Source organism: Candidatus Brachybacter algidus (assembly GCF_016707225.1).
GTDB lineage: Bacteria > Bacteroidota > Bacteroidia > Chitinophagales > Saprospiraceae > Parvibacillus > Parvibacillus algidus.
The window spans coordinates 381731-402378 of the sequence record NZ_JADJID010000003.1 but is presented as its reverse complement, the minus strand read 5'-3'; the positions used below and the strand labels follow the sequence as shown (position 1 = coordinate 402378).

The 20648-nt window shown below is 36.7% G+C and carries 17 protein-coding genes; 11 read left to right on the top strand and 6 right to left on the bottom strand.

Annotated features, from left to right (window positions below):
- Positions 1-45 precede the first annotated feature (45 nt).
- The 4 genes from IPI15_RS11585 (at position 46) to IPI15_RS11570 (ending at position 7000) form a co-directional block, all read left to right on the top strand.
- Entirely contained in the window at positions 46-3336 is a 3291-nt protein-coding gene (locus IPI15_RS11585; protein ID WP_287403955.1) for a TonB-dependent receptor, read from the top strand.
- A 251-nt stretch (positions 3337-3587) separates the two neighbouring features.
- Complete coding sequence (locus IPI15_RS11580) at positions 3588-5309, top strand: plastocyanin/azurin family copper-binding protein (RefSeq protein WP_287403957.1); 1722 nt, start codon at positions 3588-3590, stop codon at positions 5307-5309.
- 140 nt (positions 5310-5449) lie between these two features.
- Entirely contained in the window at positions 5450-6256 is an 807-nt protein-coding gene (locus IPI15_RS11575; RefSeq protein WP_287403959.1) for a M23 family metallopeptidase, read from the top strand.
- Positions 6257-6271: 15 nt separating this feature from the next.
- The gene (locus tag IPI15_RS11570) at positions 6272-7000 is read left to right on the top strand and encodes a thioredoxin domain-containing protein (RefSeq protein ID WP_287403961.1); all 729 of its coding nucleotides are present in this window, start codon (positions 6272-6274) and stop codon (positions 6998-7000) included.
- A gap of 111 nt (positions 7001-7111) precedes the next feature.
- Here the strand turns inward: IPI15_RS11570 and fbaA are convergent, their stop codons facing one another.
- From fbaA to IPI15_RS11555, 3 genes are all read right to left on the bottom strand, one after another.
- Positions 7112-8179 (bottom strand): class II fructose-bisphosphate aldolase, encoded by a 1068-nt coding sequence (gene fbaA / locus IPI15_RS11565; RefSeq protein WP_287403962.1) that lies wholly within the window; start codon positions 8177-8179, stop codon positions 7112-7114.
- 60 nt (positions 8180-8239) lie between these two features.
- Positions 8240-9181: a thioredoxin-disulfide reductase gene (trxB, locus tag IPI15_RS11560; protein ID WP_287403964.1), complete on the bottom strand. Its 942-nt coding sequence runs from the start codon at positions 9179-9181 to the stop codon at positions 8240-8242.
- 182 nt (positions 9182-9363) lie between these two features.
- Positions 9364-9903 (bottom strand): shikimate kinase, encoded by a 540-nt coding sequence (locus tag IPI15_RS11555; protein ID WP_287403966.1) that lies wholly within the window; start codon positions 9901-9903, stop codon positions 9364-9366.
- Positions 9904-10241: 338 nt separating this feature from the next.
- Here IPI15_RS11555 and IPI15_RS11550 point away from each other — a divergent pair, with 338 nt between their 5' ends.
- The 6 genes from IPI15_RS11550 to IPI15_RS11525 all read left to right on the top strand — a co-directional run bounded on the left by IPI15_RS11550 (position 10242) and on the right by IPI15_RS11525 (position 16926).
- Positions 10242-10727 carry a DUF1573 domain-containing protein gene (locus IPI15_RS11550; RefSeq protein ID WP_287403967.1) on the top strand — a complete coding sequence of 162 codons (486 nt, stop codon included), beginning with the start codon at positions 10242-10244 and terminating at the stop codon, positions 10725-10727.
- Positions 10728-10742: 15 nt separating this feature from the next.
- Positions 10743-11045 (top strand): preprotein translocase subunit YajC, encoded by a 303-nt coding sequence (yajC, locus tag IPI15_RS11545; protein ID WP_287403969.1) that lies wholly within the window; start codon positions 10743-10745, stop codon positions 11043-11045.
- Between the two features lie 7 nt (positions 11046-11052).
- A complete protein-coding gene (locus IPI15_RS11540) occupies positions 11053-11979 on the top strand; it encodes a YbbR-like domain-containing protein (RefSeq protein ID WP_287403971.1) in 927 nt (308 codons plus the stop codon).
- A gap of 127 nt (positions 11980-12106) precedes the next feature.
- Positions 12107-13336 (top strand): NADP-dependent isocitrate dehydrogenase, encoded by a 1230-nt coding sequence (locus tag IPI15_RS11535; RefSeq protein WP_353845303.1) that lies wholly within the window; start codon positions 12107-12109, stop codon positions 13334-13336.
- 442 nt (positions 13337-13778) lie between these two features.
- A complete protein-coding gene (locus tag IPI15_RS11530; protein ID WP_287403976.1) occupies positions 13779-15671 on the top strand; it encodes an amidophosphoribosyltransferase in 1893 nt (630 codons plus the stop codon).
- Between the two features lie 4 nt (positions 15672-15675).
- Positions 15676-16926: a BaiN/RdsA family NAD(P)/FAD-dependent oxidoreductase gene (locus IPI15_RS11525; protein WP_287403979.1), complete on the top strand. Its 1251-nt coding sequence runs from the start codon at positions 15676-15678 to the stop codon at positions 16924-16926.
- Positions 16927-17003: 77 nt separating this feature from the next.
- Here the strand turns inward: IPI15_RS11525 and IPI15_RS11520 are convergent, their stop codons facing one another.
- The 3 genes from IPI15_RS11520 to IPI15_RS11510 form a co-directional block, all read right to left on the bottom strand.
- Complete coding sequence (locus IPI15_RS11520; protein ID WP_287403980.1) at positions 17004-17492, bottom strand: hypothetical protein; 489 nt, start codon at positions 17490-17492, stop codon at positions 17004-17006.
- A gap of 299 nt (positions 17493-17791) precedes the next feature.
- Positions 17792-18532, bottom strand: coding sequence for a 3-oxoacyl-[acyl-carrier-protein] reductase (fabG, locus tag IPI15_RS11515; RefSeq protein WP_287403983.1), 741 nt, complete (start codon positions 18530-18532; stop codon positions 17792-17794).
- Position 18533: 1 nt separating this feature from the next.
- Entirely contained in the window at positions 18534-19544 is a 1011-nt protein-coding gene (locus IPI15_RS11510; protein WP_287403984.1) for a T9SS type A sorting domain-containing protein, read from the bottom strand.
- A gap of 156 nt (positions 19545-19700) precedes the next feature.
- On the opposite strand from IPI15_RS11510, the gene IPI15_RS11505 reads away from it, so the two are divergent.
- Complete coding sequence (locus IPI15_RS11505; RefSeq protein WP_353738768.1) at positions 19701-20540, top strand: TerC family protein; 840 nt, start codon at positions 19701-19703, stop codon at positions 20538-20540.
- The last annotated feature ends 108 nt before the right edge of the window (positions 20541-20648 follow it).

The window sequence follows — 20648 nt, the reverse complement described above, 5'->3', positions numbered from 1 at the left end:
TTTTGGGAAAATTTATTGCTTTTTTTGAACCAAAATTAGTAAATCATGAATATTAAAAGTACAATTTTATTTTTGTTAATGATCTGCACTTCCGGTTTGATGGCCCAGGTCACAACCTCCGGAATTACAGGCGTAGTCAAAGATCCATCCGGCGCGACCATGATCGGTGCGACAGTGGTTTTAACTCATGTACCATCCGGTACAGTTTATGGAACAGTTACTCAGACTGATGGGCGTTATAGCCTAGTCAATCTTAGAGTAGGAGGACCATATACTTTGGAGGTAACTTCTGTAGGGTCTGAATCCAACAAGACTTCAAACATTTATCTTGCTCTTGGAGATGTATTGGTTAATAATGTAGTTTTAGCTGAGACTTCAACTCAATTGGACGAGATGGTCATCACAGGCAACAGAAATGCCATAATCAATGGTGATAGAACTGGTGCTTCCACAAACATTAACCGACAGACCCTTGAGAGGCTGCCGACATTGAGCAGAAGTTTGACCGATTTTACAAGAATCACTCCACAGGCAAACGGAAACAACTTTGCAGGACGTGATGGAAGATATAACAATATACAGATCGATGGAGCTAACCTAAATAATGCTTTTGGATTAAGTGGAGACCCACTTCCAGGAGGTGGAAATCAGCCTGTTTCATTGGACGCTATTGAAGAAGTCCAAGTCAATGTCGCACCTTACGATGTGCGTCAGACTGGTTTTACAGGAGCTGGGATCAATGCTGTAACCAGAAGTGGTACTAATGAACTACATGGTTCAGCGTATGCTTATTTCAGACCTAAATCATTTACAGGGTTGAAAGTGGAAGATTTTGAAATTAATGAAAATGCACGTTCATCCTCCACAATATATGGAGCCAGATTAGGAGGTGCAATTGTTAAGAATAAATTACTATATTTTGTAAACTTTGAAACAGAAAACAGAGAAAGTAATGGAAATGCTTGGGTGGCTGACAGAGGTACTAATACCGGACAGCCAAATGTTTCCAGAACTACAGCAGTAGACTTAGACAGAGTATCTTCTTACCTAAAATCTAAGTATAATTATGATCCGGGAGCTTATGAAAATTATGCTCCAACATATAACAATCAGAACTATAAGGCTCTTGCCAGGTTAGATTGGAACATCAATGATAAGAATACCCTGACTGCAAGATATTCATTCATGCAAGGAACAAATGACCAGGGCACTAACAATAACTCAGGACCAAATCCGCGCTCAGGTAACAATAGGATCTCAGATAAATCCATAGCTTTCGAGAATGCAAATTATTCTTTTAAGAATACGGTGAGTTCTGTTGCAGCTGAACTGAATACGAGACTTTCCAATAATTTAAGTAATCAATTGATCGTGACATACAGTAAAATTCAGGATACAAGAAGTACTCCCGGATCATTGTTCCCATTTGTTGATATAGGAGATGGAACTACTACTTCATCTAGTTTTAGCAACTATATGAGTTTTGGAACAGAGTTGTTTTCTTATAATAATGATGTGATCAACAACAATATAATTGCCACAGATAACCTTACATACCTTATGGGTAAACATACATTTACTGCAGGGCTAAGTTATCAATATATGGATTTTGCCAACAGTTATCAAAGACTTGCATCTTCTTATTACAGATACAACTCTGTTGATGATTTTGTCAATGATGCAGCACCGATATCATACGGTACTACATACTTGTATGATGGACAGGATCAATATGCACGGGTAAAATTTGGTCTGGCAGGGATTTATCTTCAAGACAAAATAGCAGTGACAGACAGATTTAATGTTACCGTTGGTATTAGAGCAGATATGGCATTATTTAATGATACGCCACCTTCTAATCCTGTTGTAGACACGCTGAATTTTAGAGGTCCTGATGGCAACGTGACTCAATATACTACATCAAAATGGCCTAAGTCAGTTCCATTATTTTCACCGCGTCTAGGTTTGAATTGGGATGTATTTGGTGACAGAATGTTGCAATTAAGAGGGGGTACAGGTATTTTCACAGGTAATATTCCTTTTGTATGGTTTACAAATATGCCAACCAATGCTGGAGTTATTCAAAACACTTTTGAGCCGGTTTCATCTTCAGTTTTGGCAAAAATCGACCATTTTGAAGCTGATCCTAATTTCTGGCCAAATGCATTGCCTGAGAATTTCCCTAAGACACCAAGCACTAAAGCTCCGGGTGGTCTTGCGCTTATCGATCCTGACTTTAAAATGCCACAGATTTGGAGATCTAACTTTGGAGTTGACTTCAAGGTTCCTTCCACTCCTTTAGTATTGACAGGAGATGTAATCTATTCTAAAGATCTTAATGGAGTAATGCAGTATAACGTAAACAGAAATCCGGCAACGCAAAAATTAGCATATTCAGGTGATAACAGAGATTATTGGGGTAGTTCTGCAAATGCAAAATTCAATAAGAATACTTCTCTAAATAATATTGTTCCACTATTGACTAATACAGATGAAGGATATTCACTTTCTGCTACCATTGGTGCTAATATCAATAATGTACGTGGATTTTCTGCAGGTGTATTCTATAGCTACACTGAATCAAAAGATATTACCGGTAATCCTGGATCATCTGCCAGCTCTGCATGGAGTAACAACTATTCTGTCAATGATCCAAATGAATCTTTGATCGGTTTATCACAATATGCAGTGCCAAATAGAGTAGGAGGTAATCTTTCTTACAGAGTAGAGTATGCCGGATTTTTAGCTACTACAATAGGTTTATATTATAATGGATCGAATGCATTCAGATATGCTTATACTTATAGTGGAGATGTCAATGCAGACGGTGTTTCACTGGATCTGTTATATATCCCACAAAGCGCTTCAGAATTAACTTTTGTTGACCTAAAAGTTGGTGACGTTACTTTCTCTGCAGCTGATCAGGCTGCAGCATTTGATGCTTTTGTGAATAATGTACCTGAACTTAAAGAAGCTCGTGGTGGCTATGTGGAAAGAAACTCTGGTATATTCCCTTGGGCAAATCGCTTTGACCTTAAATTCTTACAGGATTTTTCAATAGGTGGTAAAGATGGCAAGAAGAAACATACATTGCAGTTAGGTCTTGATATTTTCAACTTAGCTAATTTGATCAACTCTGATTGGGGTATTTATCAGGAGCTAAATGCTGGTTCACAATATAATTATGCACTTCTGAAAGTGGTGGATAATAAGACGACCGTTCCTACTTTCCAAATGGCTACAGTCAATGGCAAACTTGCTACGACACCATTCAGAAACAACAATTCAACTTCCAGTACTTGGGGTATGCAAGTAAGTGCGAGGTATATTTTTTAATTAATAAAAGTAAATTATAAAGAGGCTACAAATGAAAATTTGTGGCCTCTTGCTTTTTAGAACATCTTTGTTTCATTCACTATTGATCTTATTCGGCTTTATTTTGATAGCTAATTTTTTGTTTGAAAAAAAATTCTTAATTTTACCTATCAAAATAACAACTGCACCTTTTCTAAATGCTTGAAGCATTCTTGAATTAACATCAGTTTTAAGGCTTACCATTTGCTATCAATTCTAAAAACATATTTCTTATGAAAAAATTATTTACTTCTCTTTTCATTTACTTATTCATGATCGGAATGGCTTCTGCCCAAAATTCAATAGTCATTTCTGAGATCATGTACAATCCGCCTGAATCAGGCGACGATTCTCTTGAGTATTACGAGATCGCAAACACTTCCGGTACAGACTATTCACTTGCGGGACATATTATGACCTCCGGAGTCGTAGATTCCTTTGGTGTCAATGATGTAGTTCCTGCACATGGATATTTTGTATCTGCGAAAAAAGCATCATCTTTTAAGATCGTCTTTGGTTTTTTGCCGCATCAATGGAAAAGTGGTAGTCTTAATAACGGTGGTGAAACATTAACTTTAAGTAATGGAGCAGGAGGTATTGTTGCCACTGTTGCATTTGGAGATTCCGGATTAGGTTGGGTGCCGGAAGCTGATGGGGAAGGGCCATCAATGGAATTGTGTGATCTCTCAGGAGATGTAAATGCTCCTTCCAGTTGGGGGATAGCCACTACCGGAACAGGTATTATCGTGAATGGATATGAAGTTTTTGGAAGTCCAGGAACTGACAATACTGCAGAATGTGGATCTGTAGTAGATCCAAATACTGTAATTGTGGCTAATTTTCAATTTACACCTGCTGACATTACCATCAATGAAGGAGAGAGTGTAAAATGGAAGTTTGAAGAAGGTATGCACAATGTTAATGGCAATCAAAATATTTTTCCTGCTAATCCTGAATCATTCAGAAGTGGTGAACCAGCAGATGCGCCATATGAATATAGTCATCAATTTAATATACCGGGTGACTATGATTATCATTGCGATCCCCATGCCCCGGGAATGAAAGGCAAGGTGCATGTAATCGCAAAACCACCTGCTGTCACTTATCCTATCAGGACCATTGGTCAGGTAGATGATTTGAATGTTGATGGAGGAGCAGATTCTCTTGGAAAAAAATGTGAAGTAAGCGGAATAATCTATGGCGTTAATATGAGAGCCTCTGGTTTGAGTTCTACGATCATTGATGGTGCTAGGGATGGAATTGGCATCTTTAACCCAAGCAAAACTTTTGGGTATACAGTCAAAGAGTCTGATAATGTTACAATAAGAGGAACCGTAGATCAATTCAACGGACTTACACAAATATTAATAGATACGATCTGGGTCAATAGCACCAATGCCTCATTGCATGATGCACGAGAAGTGCTGGCCCTGGATGAATCTGCAGAGTCTGACCTTGTTGTGTTCACAGATATGTCACTTAAGACGCCTTCAGAATGGGTTAAAGGATCAACTTTCAATGCAACAATAACTAACGGATCCATAGATGTTCTTCTAAGGGTGGTCAATACTACGACGCTTTCTGCGCAAGATGCCCCTGTAGGTACATTCAGTGTGAAAGGAATAGGAGGTCAGTTTGACAGCAGTTCTCCTTATACAGAAGGATATCAGCTATTGCCAAGAAGAAAGGAAGATCTTGATCTCTTTGCTTCTACGAAAGTAAATGATATAGCTAAACAGGTTGATATTTATCCAAGTCCTGCTCAGAATGATGTATTTATTAGGACCAGTCTTAAGATAAAACAAATCGAAGTAATAGATGCACAAGGCAGAGTACTGACTAAACAACTGAATCAGCTTAATAGTGTAAATATTTCTGCTCTGTCTCCAGGAGCTTATTGGTTAAAGATCACTACAATTGATGGCAGCGGTGTGAAATCCTTTCAAAAAATATAAACTTATTTGATCAAAATTGAAGCCACATTCATTTATTTTAAATGGGTGTGGCTTTTTTTATTTATAAGTTAAACATTTCAAAATAATTAAACTTTTCAACAATTCTTCTATTAAAGAACATAACTAATTATTCTTTGATCATGAGATCAATACTTTTTGTTTTACTTATCAATACTGTAGCTCTCAATGCTCAGAAATTGGAAACAATTATTTATTATGAAAAAGAAGGGAATGATATCGTTTATTACGCTGACAATCTAGAATTAGGTACTATATCTTTATTATTTGAAGCAGAATTAATTGAAATGGAGTCCTCAGCCGGAAAGGATTTTTTCATAGTTATGCCAGGTTTAAGTAAAAGAAATTTTGTAACAAAACTAACTGCAATAGGAAATAGAAAAATGTCTTTTAAAGTAAAGACAAAGGCGGTCTATGGGGATCTTGGAAAAACTAAATACGATAATCTCTTACTTGATCTTCCTTTTAAATCTGGATTGAGCTATAAAATATTTCAAGGTTATAATGGGCGAGAAACTCATAGAGGTGAAAATTCTTTAGACTTTGGACTGAAAATAGGTGATGAAATCCATGCTGCTTTTGGTGGCAAAGTAGTCAAGATAGAACAAGGGAATTCTGGCCGGTGTGCAAGACCTGAATGTGCTGAAAATAATAATTATGTCGTGATAGAGCATCAAGATGGTTCATTTGCTGAATACGTCCACATTATAAAGAACGGTGCAAGGGTGAAAATCGGAGAAGAAGTAAAGGCTGGTCAATTAATTGCTATCAGTGGCGATGTGGGTTATGCTACAGGACCTCATCTGCACTTTTCTGTCTTTATTCCTGACAAGTCAGGAAGGAAGACGATCAAAACAAAATTTAAGATCAATGATGGAAATAAAAGCGAATTTCTGGACGATCAAAAAACATATTTAAAAAATTATTAATATCAATAAAATATCATGAATACATTCCGTATATTTCTATTACTTTCAGTAACATATTCTTTGTTCAGTTGCGCCACCGGCCAAAAGCCTGCCTCCTATGTATTGTCTCCTAAAGAATTTAATGAAAAAGTATCCACCGAAGAATCACCGATTATCATTGATGTGCGCACGCCAAAAGAGTATTCTAGCGGGCACTTAACCAATTCAAAAAATATAAATTGGAACGATGATAATTTCGAGAATAATATCTCAGAAATAGATAAATCAAAACCGGTATATGTTTATTGCTTGAGCGGAGGTAGGAGTCATGAGGCTGCAGAAAAAATGCGTTCGGATGGCTTTACTACTGTCTATGAAATGGATGGAGGCATGCTTAAGTGGAGGAATGCAGGACTTCCTGAAGAAGGTGACGTAAAGAAAGCGGAGCCAAAAGGAATGTCAAAAAATGACTTTGAGGAATTATTGGAGAGTGATAAGCTTGTAGTAGTAGATTTCTATGCGGAATGGTGTGGTCCATGCAAAAAAATGAAGCCTTATCTTGAAGAAATGGAAAGTAAAATGTCAGACAAGGTAAAATTGGTTAGAATTGATATCGATGCTAACCCAGGACTTGCAAAATCAATGAAAATTGATGCTATACCGGTTATCCATTTTTATAAGAACAATCAATTAAGTTTTTCCAATATAGGATTTATAGATAAAAAGGGTTTTTATAAAGAACTAGAAAAGGAAGGTGTTAAATAACTGAAGTTTCGGCATAATGAATAAATGTTAAAAGTATTGCTATTACTCAATCTAAGGTAGAAATTAGAAATGAATAAAAAATCCCATCCAAAATTTTGGATGGGATTTTTCTTAATTTCTATTCAAACAATTCAGATCTTCAAATGCACCTTTAAGTCTTGATACAAAGTTGGTCTCTGCTGAACGAATCCAAACTCTCGGATCATAGTATTTTTTATTAGGCTTGTCAGCACCATCAGGATTTCCTATCTGGCCTTGCAGATAAGCTTTATTCTTTTCATAATAATCACGAATACCTTCCCAATATGCCCATTGCATATCTGTATCTATATTCATTTTAACTGCACCATAGCTTATGGCCTCGCGAATCTCTTCTCGGCTTGATCCACTTCCTCCATGAAATACAAAGTTGATCGGTTTCGGGCCGGTATTGAATTTTTGCTGGACATATTCCTGTGAATTATGCAGGATGACCGGTTTTAATTCTACATTGCCTGGTTTGTATACTCCATGTACATTGCCAAATGCTGCAGCGATGGTAAACTTGTCACTAACTTTTAACAAAGACTCATATGCGAATGCCACTTCTTCAGGTTGCGTATACAGTCTCGAACTATCAACGTCACTATTATCAACGCCATCTTCTTCACCTCCGGTTACACCCAACTCTATTTCAAGTGTAATCCCAATAGCGGCCATTCTTTTTAGATAACCAACACATATCTCAATATTCTCTTCAATAGGTTCTTCAGAAAGATCTATCATATGTGAGCTATAAAGGGCATGGCCATTTTTTTCAAAACTACGTTCGCTGGCTTCTACCAGACCATCGATCCATGGAAGGAGTTTCTTAGCGCAATGATCAGTATGTAGAATGACAGGAACTCCATATGCTTCAGCTAGGACGTTGATGTGAGCTGCACCTGCAATGCCTCCTAATATAGCTGCTTTCTCGCCATCATTCTTAATACCTTTACCTGCATTGAAGACGGCTCCACCATTTGAGAACTGTATGATAACAGGTGAATTCACAGTCTTTGCAGTTTCTAAAACAGCATTGATGGAACTACTCCCGATTACGTTAACCGCAGGGTAAGCAAAGTTATTATCATTTGCATGTTTTAAAGCTTCTGTAACTTCATCTCCATGTAATACTCCCGGTCTAAATATAGCTGACATTATTTTAATTTTTATTTATTGAAATTTATATTTGGATGAAAGAGATTTTACAATATTCATCTACTCGACTCCAATGTCCACAAGGTATTTTTCAGCTTCAAGCGCAGCCATACATCCTGTACCAGCGGATGTCACAGCCTGGCGGTAAACGTTGTCCTGTACATCACCGGAAGCGAATACTCCTGCAATATTTGTGGCAGTCTTGCCAGGTATAGTTACAATATATCCACCTTCTTCCGTGGTGATGTAATCTTTAAAGATATCTGTGTTTGGCTTATGTCCAATAGCTACAAAGAAGCCTTTGAGGGCTATCGTAAATTCTTCGTTGCTTAAGTTGTTTCTAAATCTAGCGCCTTCAACTTCCTCTCCACCTAATATTTCTAGAGTTTCGGTATTAAAATGTACTTGGATTTTAGGATTTGTAAATACCCGTTCCTGCATGATCTTAGAAGCTCTAAGTTGATCTTTACGTACGATCAAATGTACCTTTGGACAAAGCTTAGATAGATAAATTGCTTCTTCCGCTGCGGTATCACCTCCCCCGACTACTGCCACATCAAGACCTTTGAAGAAAAAGCCATCACATACAGCACATGCAGAAACGCCTCTGTTAGTAAGTCTAAGTTCGCTTTCAAGACCGAGCCATTTTGCATCAGCACCTGTTGAAATAATAACTGTATGAGCTTCTATTTCTTTGCCGTCTTCCGTCCAAACCTTGTGTATAGGTCCGGTAAAATCTACTTTCATAATATTCTCATAGTGCATCTCAGTATTAAAACGTATCGCCTGCTTCCTGAATAGTTCGACTAATTCCGGCCCTTGTACTCCATCAGGGAATCCGGGATAATTCTCTACATCTGTTGTGATGGTGAGTTGACCACCGGGATTGCTTCCTGTATAAAGTACAGGATTCATTCCTGCCCTTGCGGCATAGATGGCTGCAGTATAGCCTGCAGGCCCACTGCCAATGATAAGACATTTTAAAGGCTGGGTTTGCTCCATTGTGATTTTATTTTTATTAATAGTAAAATAATATTCAGGCCAAATTGTTGATTTAATAATAAACAAAGTCCTTTAGTTTGAATTCTATGAGCCATAAATTGCCATAATTATTGAATTCACCGCCAAAGATGCATAATACAACTTTATTTATTACATATATGGTAAGAAAATAATTGTATTGGTTATTTCCTGGAATCTTCTTCTATCATTGAGACCAGTTTTTCAATCACCTGATAATCGTATCCAACATTTTCCAATCTTAATTTGGCTTTCTCAAACTCTGGAAGCCTTAAGTCATACATAGCTTGCAGCTGCAATTCCAATTGGTTGCCCTTCATAGAACTGATTAGAGGTCTGTCATCCTGCATATCCTTAAGCCTTTCGACTATTTCGCTCACTGATGTTTCGAGCCAAATAGTAGTGCCATTGTCGTTCATGTAATCCATATTGTCATTAAAAGCGGGAGTGCCGCCTCCTGTAGAGACAATTACGTTGTCCATTCCATCGAAATTCAATGAACGAAGATATTTTTTCTCAAGCTCCCTGAATCCTTGTTCTCCCATTTTTTTGAAGATCTCATTGATGGAAAATTTTTCTGATTTTCTAATATAATCATCGAGATCTATAAAAGAAAAATCTAATTTCCTGGCTGCACCAAGTCCTATCGAAGACTTGCCGACTCCCATCATTCCTATTAAGTAGTATACTTTTGTTTCAGGCATCCAATTTTTTTATCTTTTGTAGAGTAGTAGGTTTAGTGTTGCAAAATAACTAAATATTATAACATTTAGTTTGCCAATTAGTGATATATAATAATACTATGAGTCAAGATGAGTCAAGATGGTAAAAGAAATTAAGCTATATTGACCTTTAATTTTTCTATAGATATTCAATTTACAAAAGTGGATTGTTTTCTATTTCATAATATTCCTGAGATATATGAAGAACTAGATTGAGTTTAATTAACTTACTCATGAACCAAAATTTACTACCTTTGTTTTGATGGTTTTATAATTGGGTTGTAAAAGTTCCAAAACTGTTTTTCAAAATAATTTATCGAATGAAGTTTTTATTTTTTCTTCTTTTCACATGTGTAATGACATTTTATTCTTGTAAAAATGATCCTAAAGTTGATGAGAAGAAGGTTGAACAAATCCTTGGCGACGGCAAAGACTATCAGGATCTAATTAGAAATCCGATTACGGCAGATGAAAATGCTGATACTGTCAATGTAGCCCTGGCAAGATTTGAAGAAGTGATGCATGATTTTGGTCAACTTAAAGGCGCGCAAATAGTGAGCCACACATTTAAATTTGAAAATATAGGGAAAGTGCCCTTGATAATCAAAGATGCTACATCTACCTGCGGCTGCACTGTTCCTGATTTTCCAAAAGAGCCCATACAGCCAGGTGAAAAATCTGAAATTACAGTTAAATTCAATACAGAAAATAAGGAAGGATATCAATCGAAACCGGTGACAGTTATCACTAACGGATATCCTTCAAAATATACACTTACAGTCACAGCAGAAATAACAAAAAATTAAAATAATCAGATAAATATGGATTTCTCAGCAATTTCTTCACCATTATTATTGATAGGTATGGTCGGTGTGATGTACTTTTTTATGTTGCGTCCTCAGATCAAAAAGCAAAAAGAACAAACTAAGTTTAGCGAATCTTTGGCTAAAGGACTTGATGTAGTTACTGCCAGCGGCATTATTGGCCGTATCAATAAAATAGATAACAATATAGTAACTTTACAGATCGATCCTAAAACCTATATCAAGGTAACAAAAGGGTCCATTTCAAAAGAATTGACTCAGGCAATGGAAGGATCCATCACTGATTCTATTAACTCATAAAGTATAGGTGAATAAAATCAATAAGGATAGATGGATTTTTATTGGTTGTGTTGTAGTTGCTACGACCTTCTGGGCAATGCAGAAGCTCTCCAATAACTACAAATTTATCCAAAGGTATTCTGTAAGGTATACTATTCCAAACGGAAAGGTTTTCAAAAGGCAACCAACAAGCACTGTAGAGGTGACTTTGGTGGGACTGGGTTGGGATATTGTCACTAAATCAGCTAAGAACATAGGTGATAAAATAGAGGTTGAACTAAGTGCTGACAATAATCAGCTAATTCCTTCAAGTGCTATTGCGGAAAAAATAAATTCTTTATTGGCATCTAATGAAATTTCAGTTTCACAGATTAAGCCTTCCAATATCAATATTTTGCTGGAGGATCAGGCTAATAAAAAGGTTCCTGTGGTTTCTAAGATGAATATTGAATTTCTTCCAGGTTTTTTTATTAAGAATGAAATTCGTTTTACACCTGATTCAGTTGTCTTGACAGGCTCGCAGCAGCAGCTCAAGGATATAAATCAATGGAATACTGAAATAGTCTATATTTCAAAGTTGAATAAAAATATAGTTGAAATGCCAGTAGCTTTGGAAAGCCCTAAATCTGAAATGCTGAGACTCGATGAGAGCATGGTCAGAATGAATCTGGAAGTTGAAGAATACACAGAAAAGATATTTACTGTGCCACTTCGTGTTAAAAATTCTGATAGTAAAGTGAAATCTATCCCGAATAAAGTTGAGGTAAGATGCGTAGTTGGATTAAGTAAATTTGATTTACTCACGGAGGAGGATGTTGAATTGTACATAAATCTGGATGAAAGCCTCATTAAAAGAAATGTCAACATCGCTCCAATAAGTATTTCGAGGCTACCATCGTTTGTAAGACATATCTCTTATGAGCCTGCTGCAGCTAAGTTTTTTGTATTGAAATAAAGTGGAGATTTTTAGATAATAATTCTACTAAATTTCTGAAATAGTAGTAATAAGGCTGTTGTTTTACAGGCAATTTTATATTTTTGCCTTTTTATTACAAATATTTAATTCATAATTCAAAATCAATATATTGGAAAAAATTAAAGTAGCAAATCCTGTTGTAGAACTGGATGGAGATGAGATGACACGTATCATCTGGAAGTTTATAAAAGACAAATTGATCCTACCTTATGTGGATCTTGATATAAAATACTTTGATCTTGGGGTTGAATACAGAGATGAGACAAACGATCAGGTAACCATTGATGCAGCAAATGCGATAAAGGAGTATGGCGTTGGAATCAAATGCGCTACAATTACACCTGATGAAGAAAGAGTTGCAGAATTTTCTTTAAAGCAAATGTGGCGATCACCTAATGGAACTATCAGGAATATATTGGATGGAACTGTTTTTAGAGAGCCTATTGTGATGTCCAATATCCCAAGATTAGTACCAAACTGGACTGCTCCTATCTGTATCGGTCGTCATGCTTTTGGTGATCAGTACCGTGCAACTGACTTTGTTACTAAAGGAAAAGGTAAATTAACTATCAAATTTGAAGGCGAGGATGGAACAGTTCAGGAATTTGAAGTTTACAATTTTAAAGGTGATGGTGTAGCTTTGGCTATGTATAATACAGATGAAAGCATCATGGGCTTTGCCAGATCTTGTTTTAATCAGGCTTTGAGTAAAGGTTGGCCATTATATCTTTCTACCAAGAATACCATACTTAAAAAGTACGATGGCAGATTTAAAGATATCTTTCAGGAAATCTTTGAAAATGAATTTAAGGCTCAATTTGATGCTGCAGCTATTACATATGAGCACAGACTGATCGATGACATGGTAGCATCTGCATTGAAGTGGAATGGCAACTTTGTTTGGGCTTGTAAAAATTATGATGGTGATGTACAGAGTGATACAGTAGCTCAAGGATTTGGATCGTTAGGTCTGATGACTTCGGTTTTGATTACTCCTGATGGTAAAACTATGGAAGCGGAAGCGGCGCATGGCACGGTCACCAGACACTATCGCGAACATCAGAAAGGAAGGCCTACATCTACCAATCCAATAGCTTCTATTTTTGCATGGACCAGAGGTCTTGAATTTAGAGGTAAACTAGATGGTAACCAGGCATTGATCGACTTCTCTCATGCACTCGAAGCTGTATGCGTTGAGACTGTGGAAAGTGGCAAAATGACAAAGGATCTTGCAGTTTGTATCCATGGTAATAAAGTAAACCATGGGGAACATTATCTATATACAGAGGAATTCTTGGAAGCATTGGATCAAAATTTACAAGCTAAATTGAATTAATCAGATAAATAACTTAAGTTTCGGTAGTCAAATTTTCCTTTTTAAAGAAGAATTTTAGATTTTAATAAAATGTTAGATGTTAGAAGGCAGATTGTAGATGGCCCTTCATCAATCACAAGGATATTTTTCTATTAAACCTATTAAAGAAAAAATATGAATCAATTGACTAAAATCCCCGCCGTCACTTTGGCTAGTCGGGCAAGCATCTAACATCTAACATCAGCCATCTACCTTTGTTTTTTAACTGCCGAAACTTTAGTAAATAATGTCATAAAATTGCTGTCTTTTCTTGTGAGGAGAGGCAGCATTTTTTTTATAATAAAATCAATAAGGTTCAGTATTATTTCAGGTTACTAATCTTTTAACCTTTCCTGTTAAACAATATGGTGAATAATATATTATACCGTTACATTTGCAACATAATTAAAGGAGATACTCGTCCATGAGCGACCAAATAAAGCATGAGTGCGGCATAGCACTTATCCGACTTTTAAAGCCATTAGAATACTATCATCAAAAGTATGGCACCGCCTTGTACGGTATTAATAAACTCAATCTTTTGCTTCAAAAGCAAAGAAACAGAGGGCAGGATGGAGCCGGTCTGGCTACCATTAAAATAGACCCTTATCCTGGCACAAGATACATTTCCAGAAAAAGAAGCAATGCATCAAATTACCTTGATGATCTATTCCAGGGAGTTTATCAACATTTTAATGAGCTCAGTGAAGAACAGTTGGCTGACCCGGCATGGTTGAAAAAAAATATGCCATATGCAGGAGAGGTTCTTATGGGGCACTTGAGATATGGCACTCATGGTATCAATACCATTGAAACATGCCATCCATTCCTCCGACAGAATAACTGGATGAGTCGCAATCTGGTCATGGCCGGCAACTTTAATATGACCAATACTGATGAGTTGTTTGAAGAACTTATAGAGCTGGGGCAATTCCCAAAAGAGCGCTCGGATACAGTGACCATGATGGAAAAAATAGGTCATTTTCTGGATGATGAAGTTCAGCAATTATTCGATCATTTTAAAAGAGTTGGATATACGAATCAAGAGATAAGTGAAAAAATAAAAGATGATCTCAATGTCAGTAATGTCATCAGAAGAGCTTTCAAGAAAGTTGATGGAGGCTATGCCATGATGGGCATGATAGGCACAGGAGAAGCATTTGTGGTAAGGGATCCTCATGGTATTCGGCCTGCATTTTACTATCAGGATGATGAAGTGATTGCTATAGCCAGCGAACGTCCTGCACTCCAAACAGCTTTTGGGGTTAGATTTCGGCATATAAACGAAGTCCCTCCAGGACATTCTCTAATCATTAGAAAGAGCGGTCAACTGGAGGTCACGCCATTTACTGATCCTGTAAAGAGAATTGCATGTTCATTTGAGCATATTTATTTCAGCAGAGGAAATGACAAGACCATATATCTAGAACGAAAGCAATTAGGGGAACAATTATCTGAGCCGATTTTAAAAATGGTCAATTATGACTTTGAGAATACTGTATATGCCTATATTCCTAATACAGCAGAAACGGCTTTCTACGGTCTTGTAGAAGGTCTAGAGAAAAAATTGAATAAGATAAAACGGGAACGCATCATGGAATTGGGTCCTAATCCCAATGCGGATGCCGTGGACAGGATCCTGGCTATGCGTGTTAGAACTGAAAAGTTGGTAGTAAAAGATGCTAAAATAAGAACTTTTATTGCAGATGATTCCAGTAGAGGAGATCTCATGTCGCATGTGTATGATGTGACATATGGCATCGTAAGAAACGATGAAGATACAGTCGTGTTATTGGATGATTCTATCGTAAGAGGAACAACATTGAAAGAATCCATCATCAATATCTTATCAAAACTTTTTCCTAAAAAAATAATCATAGTATCATCCGCTCCACAGATCAGATATCCTGATTGTTACGGTATAGATATGTCTGTAATGAAGTCTTTCGTTGCTTTTCAGGCTATGATCGAGCTTTGCGAAGAAATGGGCAAAGAAGATTTTATCGAGGAAATTTATGAAAGATGCAAAGCTCAGGAAGATCTTCCTAAAGAAGAAATGGTTAACCATGTCAAGGAATTATATGCCATGTTTACTGACAAGCAGATAAGCGATAGAATAGCTGCCATCGTCCGTCCGGCTAATCTTAAATATGAATTGGAAGTTTTGTTCCAAACTATTGAAGGCTTGCATCTTGCATGCCCTGAGAATTTAGGTGATTGGTATTTTTCAGGTGATTATCCAACACCAGGTGGTACTAAAGTGGTCAATAAGGCATTTATTAATTATATGGAAAAGAGCTCAGAAAGAGCTTATTAATTCAATGGCTTCAAAAATCTTAATTGTAGGTGGCGGAGCTTCTGGTTATATGGCCGCGATTACTGCTGCAGCAATAGATAGAGATCTCCAAGTACTGATAGCTGAGAAAACCCTTAATACGCTTTCCAAAGTCAGGATCTCAGGTGGAGGAAGGTGTAATGTCACACATCAGCCTTATGAAGTTGATGTCTTTGCTCAAAATTACCCGCGTGGGCATCGCTTCTTAAAGAAGATTCTTTATGAATTCGGACCTGATGATACTATACAATGGTTTGAGCGTAGGGGAGTGGCCTTAAAAACAGAAACTGATGGAAGAATGTTTCCAGTATCAAATAAATCTGAATCAATTATAAATTGCCTTCAGCAGGAAGTGAGTACTTTGGGGGTCGAAGTGAAGACAAAGTATGGTGTGGAGCATTTTGAATTGGAAAAGAAAAACGGTATAAACTCATTTAAGGTAACTTTCTCAGATGGAACTATTGGATCTTTCGATAAAGTTTTAATTGCCACTGGCGGTTATCCTAAAGCATCAGGTTTTGATTGGATCAGATCCCACGAACTTGAGATTTCAGATCCAGCACCTTCCTTATTCACCTTTAATAGTCCTTCGAACCCAATCTGTTCATTGTTGGGAGTTGCTGTCTCGGAAGCTCGTATCAAGATACTAGGAAGTAAATTGGAATGGGCAGGCCCTTTGTTGATTACGCATTGGGGTTTTAGTGGACCGGCTATATTGAAATTGTCTGCCTGGGGTGCCAGAATACTTAAGGAGAGGGACTATAACTTTGAAATTTTAATTAATTGGATATCAAATATTGATAAAAAGGACATCAGGGAGGAGCTGACCCGGCTAAGAGACAACAAGTCAAAAGCTTTGGTTTCGAGTAATTCCAAATTTAACTTACCAGGACGTCTTTGGAAGTTTCTTGTCATAGAAGCAGGTATTTCAGAAGAAAAAATATGGGCAGACCTATCCAACAAAGCTCTTGAGAGTCTTATCATTAAACTGACAGAACATAGACATCAGATCAAAGGCAAAACAACGTTTAAGGAAGAGTTTGTCACTTGTGGAGGAATTTCACTTTCTGAGATTGATCACAATACAATGGAAAGTAAAAAGATCAAAGGATTGTACTTTTCCGGCGAGGTGATCGATGTGGATGGAATAACGGGTGGTTTTAATTTTCAGAATGCATGGTCCACAGGTTTCACAGCGGGTAAGGCGATGGCTAGTGAAAAAAGTCTCAGCGATTGATCAGCTAACAAACAACAAACTTCAAACTTCAAACCTCAAACCTCAAAGAAACCTCAAACCTAATTGCCGTGATCCTCTCAGATATTCTTCATCCAAAAGCTCCCCTTTGGTTTAATAAAATCTGTTCTCATTGTTTCTAAGTCAGGGATCAAAGTATCATAGAAAAGGGTATCGTCGTTGATCTCACCAGAAGCTATTTTTTCTTGCATCTGATCCTTTCTGACAAGGTGGATCTGATTGGAATCATCTATGTACACAAATGATTGTCTATCAAGAAAGTCAATATCAAAATCAATCTGTAAGGTCTGTATAAATCTCATGGCTGTATCAATAGAGCAACCACTGGCTAGCGCCAAAGAATTATCTACAACCATGATTATAAACAGATTATGTAAGACAAATGCAGTTGATTTTAATTGATTGTTGTGGCTTGCCCATGACTTTGTAAACTGATTTAATTTATCAGTGATTGCAGTAACCTCAGATGCAGTCATGACACGATTGGCTGTAAATATCCATAATTTGCTGTCTGAAGCATATTGATCAAGATCCCGCATTGTACTCATACATATTTTGTTTTACTGGAGTTTCGGAGTAAGGTTAAATATTAATAAATATAATTATATATCGTAATAACTTGGTGTCAAATTGATTTTCCCAACAATTGATATTTTAATTAATTTGTCTGACCAAATGTCTGCACTGCACAGCATTCGAAGTCATATTCTAACTTCTAACTTCTGATTTCTAATTTCTAACTTCTGATTTCTGACTTCTAATTTCTGACTTCTCACTTCTCACTTTAAGGCAAAAGATACCAACGATTTCAAAGAAATTTATTGACTCGAAGCTTCAGTTATGTTATTTAAACACACATACCACCGCAGACATTTATTACTTGCCCCGTGATATAGGATGAGAGATCTGATGCAAGGAATAATGCTGCATTAGCGATCTCATTTGCATCACCTAGCCTTTTTAAAGGAATGTTAGATAGAAATGCATCTTTTGTATTTTCTTCCAGCACATGAGTCATCTCAGTAGCTATAAATCCTGGGGCAATTGCATTGCATCGGATATTTTTACTTCCTAATTCTTTTGCCACTGACTTACTGAAACCTATTATGCCAGCTTTAGAAGCAGCATAATTAGCCTGACCAGCATTCCCAAAGACACCAACTACGGAGCTCATATTGATGATACTTCCACCAGTTCTTAACATTGGCTTGACTGCATATTTAGTCAGATTGAAGACTGACTTTAAGTTGACATCAAGCACGCTATCCCACATCTCTTCTGTCATTCTTAACAATAATCCATCTTTAGTAATCCCTGCATTATTTATTAAGACATCTAATTTGCCAAAATCTGCAAGAACATCCTTAATCAACTGCTCTGCAGCTGTCATAGATGCGGCATCAGATTTGTAAGCTTTTATTTTTATTGTGCTTGATAGCTCTTTCACTATGGCTTCAGATGCTTCGGCTGATGACGCATAGGTAAAGGCGATATCTGCACCATGTGCTGCAAATAATTTAACAATAGCAGCACCGATTCCTCTGGAGCCACCTGTAATCAATACGGTTTTTCCCTGTAATAACATCATATTATTTTACTATAAATTTTCCGTAACCAAATGAATTATTATCTCCAATTAATTTGAATAAATAAAGACCCTGACTTAATTGATCAATTTGGATCGTAGTTTTGTTTTTAACAATTCTAACAGGTGTTTTATTGACTAGCTGACCATTTTCATTAAAAATCTCAATGCTTTGTGGTTTGAAATTATCATTTTGCCAATCGATATTTAACGTGGAGACAACAGGATTAGGGTAAGAATTAAGTTTGATATTATTAAAATTGACATGGCTGATAGATGCACCAGGCCCTATTGCAGTTATCTCCGCCTGCAATATTTCTGTTGAAGTATTCGATTGAAGGAAACTTATTAGGTTGTAATCATTGTAGTTTGAAACAGGATAATCTATTTGCCCAAAGCTATAAGATATAACATCACCTGCATTAGCTCCTGCAGGAAAGCTGATTTGTATACCATCATTGCTCTCATCCAAAAATTTTCTAAATACATCATAATGATGTTGCTCCCCATTTGGAGCATTGTATTCGAGATCTTTCTCAGTAAGCGCAACGTAAAGCTTAATTGAGGCTCCAGAAGGAAGTGAATTAAGTGTTTTAATCTCCATCCTGACTTGGCTGGGGTTCGGATCAATAAACTTCAGTTCATAATTCGCAGGTTTAGAAATTGCATTCATATATTCTGCTTCAGAAGGTAGATTTGATCCGCCAGATTTACCATCAAGATATGCAGTTGGAGTGCCGAATAAGTCGTAATTATTTTGGCGTGCTGAATTGCCCGGAACATTAGCTAGGTATAGTGCACAGCTACTATAAGGGACAGATGGATGGATAGAGATATGAATAGCATTCTCCTTATATTTATTGTATCTGGTATAAAAACCTGGATTGTTTGATTTGCAAATAGGACATTTAGTATTCGTAAAATGCTCAACAAGAACCTTTCTATTTTGTGCTTCAGAATTTATATTTCCTACAAGAAACATTAGAATAAAACAAGTTTGTACTATGAACTTCATATCTTAAAATATTTTTTTGGACAAGCTTTGTTTGTCAAAGACATTGATAGGCAAATGTAAGTAAACTTAAAAAATTAATTGTTAAAATCTAATAATTGAAAAAATTAAAACAACTTTGTGGCCTCAAATAAAAAAAGTATGCTTTCTGCAATTTTAATGCTACAATTTCCGGATTTTTCAAATCCAACAATTTGGATAAGCCTTTTGACTCTAACATTTCTTGAAATCGTATTAGGAATAGACAATATCATTTTCATTTCAATTGTCGCTAGTAAGCTTGAAAGAAAAGATCAAGCAAGAGTAACAAATATTGGAATGTTGTTAGCTATGGCTTTGAGAATATTACTATTGCTTGGTATCACTGTATTGATATCAATGAAGGAACCTTGGTTTTCTATTGATTTCTGGATTTTCAAAGGGGCTTTCTCCGGGCAAAGTATCATATTAATACTTGGAGGAATTTTTCTACTTTATAAAAGCACCTCTGAAATACACCACAAGTTGGAGGGTGAGGATGAAATGAAAACTGAAAAAGGTGGATCAAAAAATATAGCTGGTGCTATACTTCAAATGACATTGATAAACATCGTATTTAGTTTCGATTCAATTCTTACTGCTGTTGGAATGACAACTGGAATTCAAGGAGCTTTGGTCATAATGATTGCGGCTGTAGTAGTTTCTGTTTTAATCATGATGTTATTCGCAGTTCCCGTTGGCCGTTTTGTCAATAATCATCCCACGATTCAGATGCTCGGTCTTTCTTTCTTGATCCTAATTGGATTTATGTTAATTGTCGAAGGTGGACATATGGCACATTTTATGGCAGGTGACGCAGAAATAGGGGAGGTTCCCAAGGGCTATCTATATTTTGCAATTGCATTTTCTTTGCTTGTCGAATTTCTCAATATCAAGATGCGTAAGAAACAGCAACCTGTGAAGTTGAGAGGTCCACATGATGAGTATGAAAATCAGTCGTCAGTGAATAGTGGTCAGTGATCAGTGGTCAGTGGTCAGTGGTAAGTGGTAAGTAGTCAGTGTTTCGTGGTTAGTGATGGCATGTATGGATTGAATTAGAACTTTAGATCAATGTCCATTAATTATTGG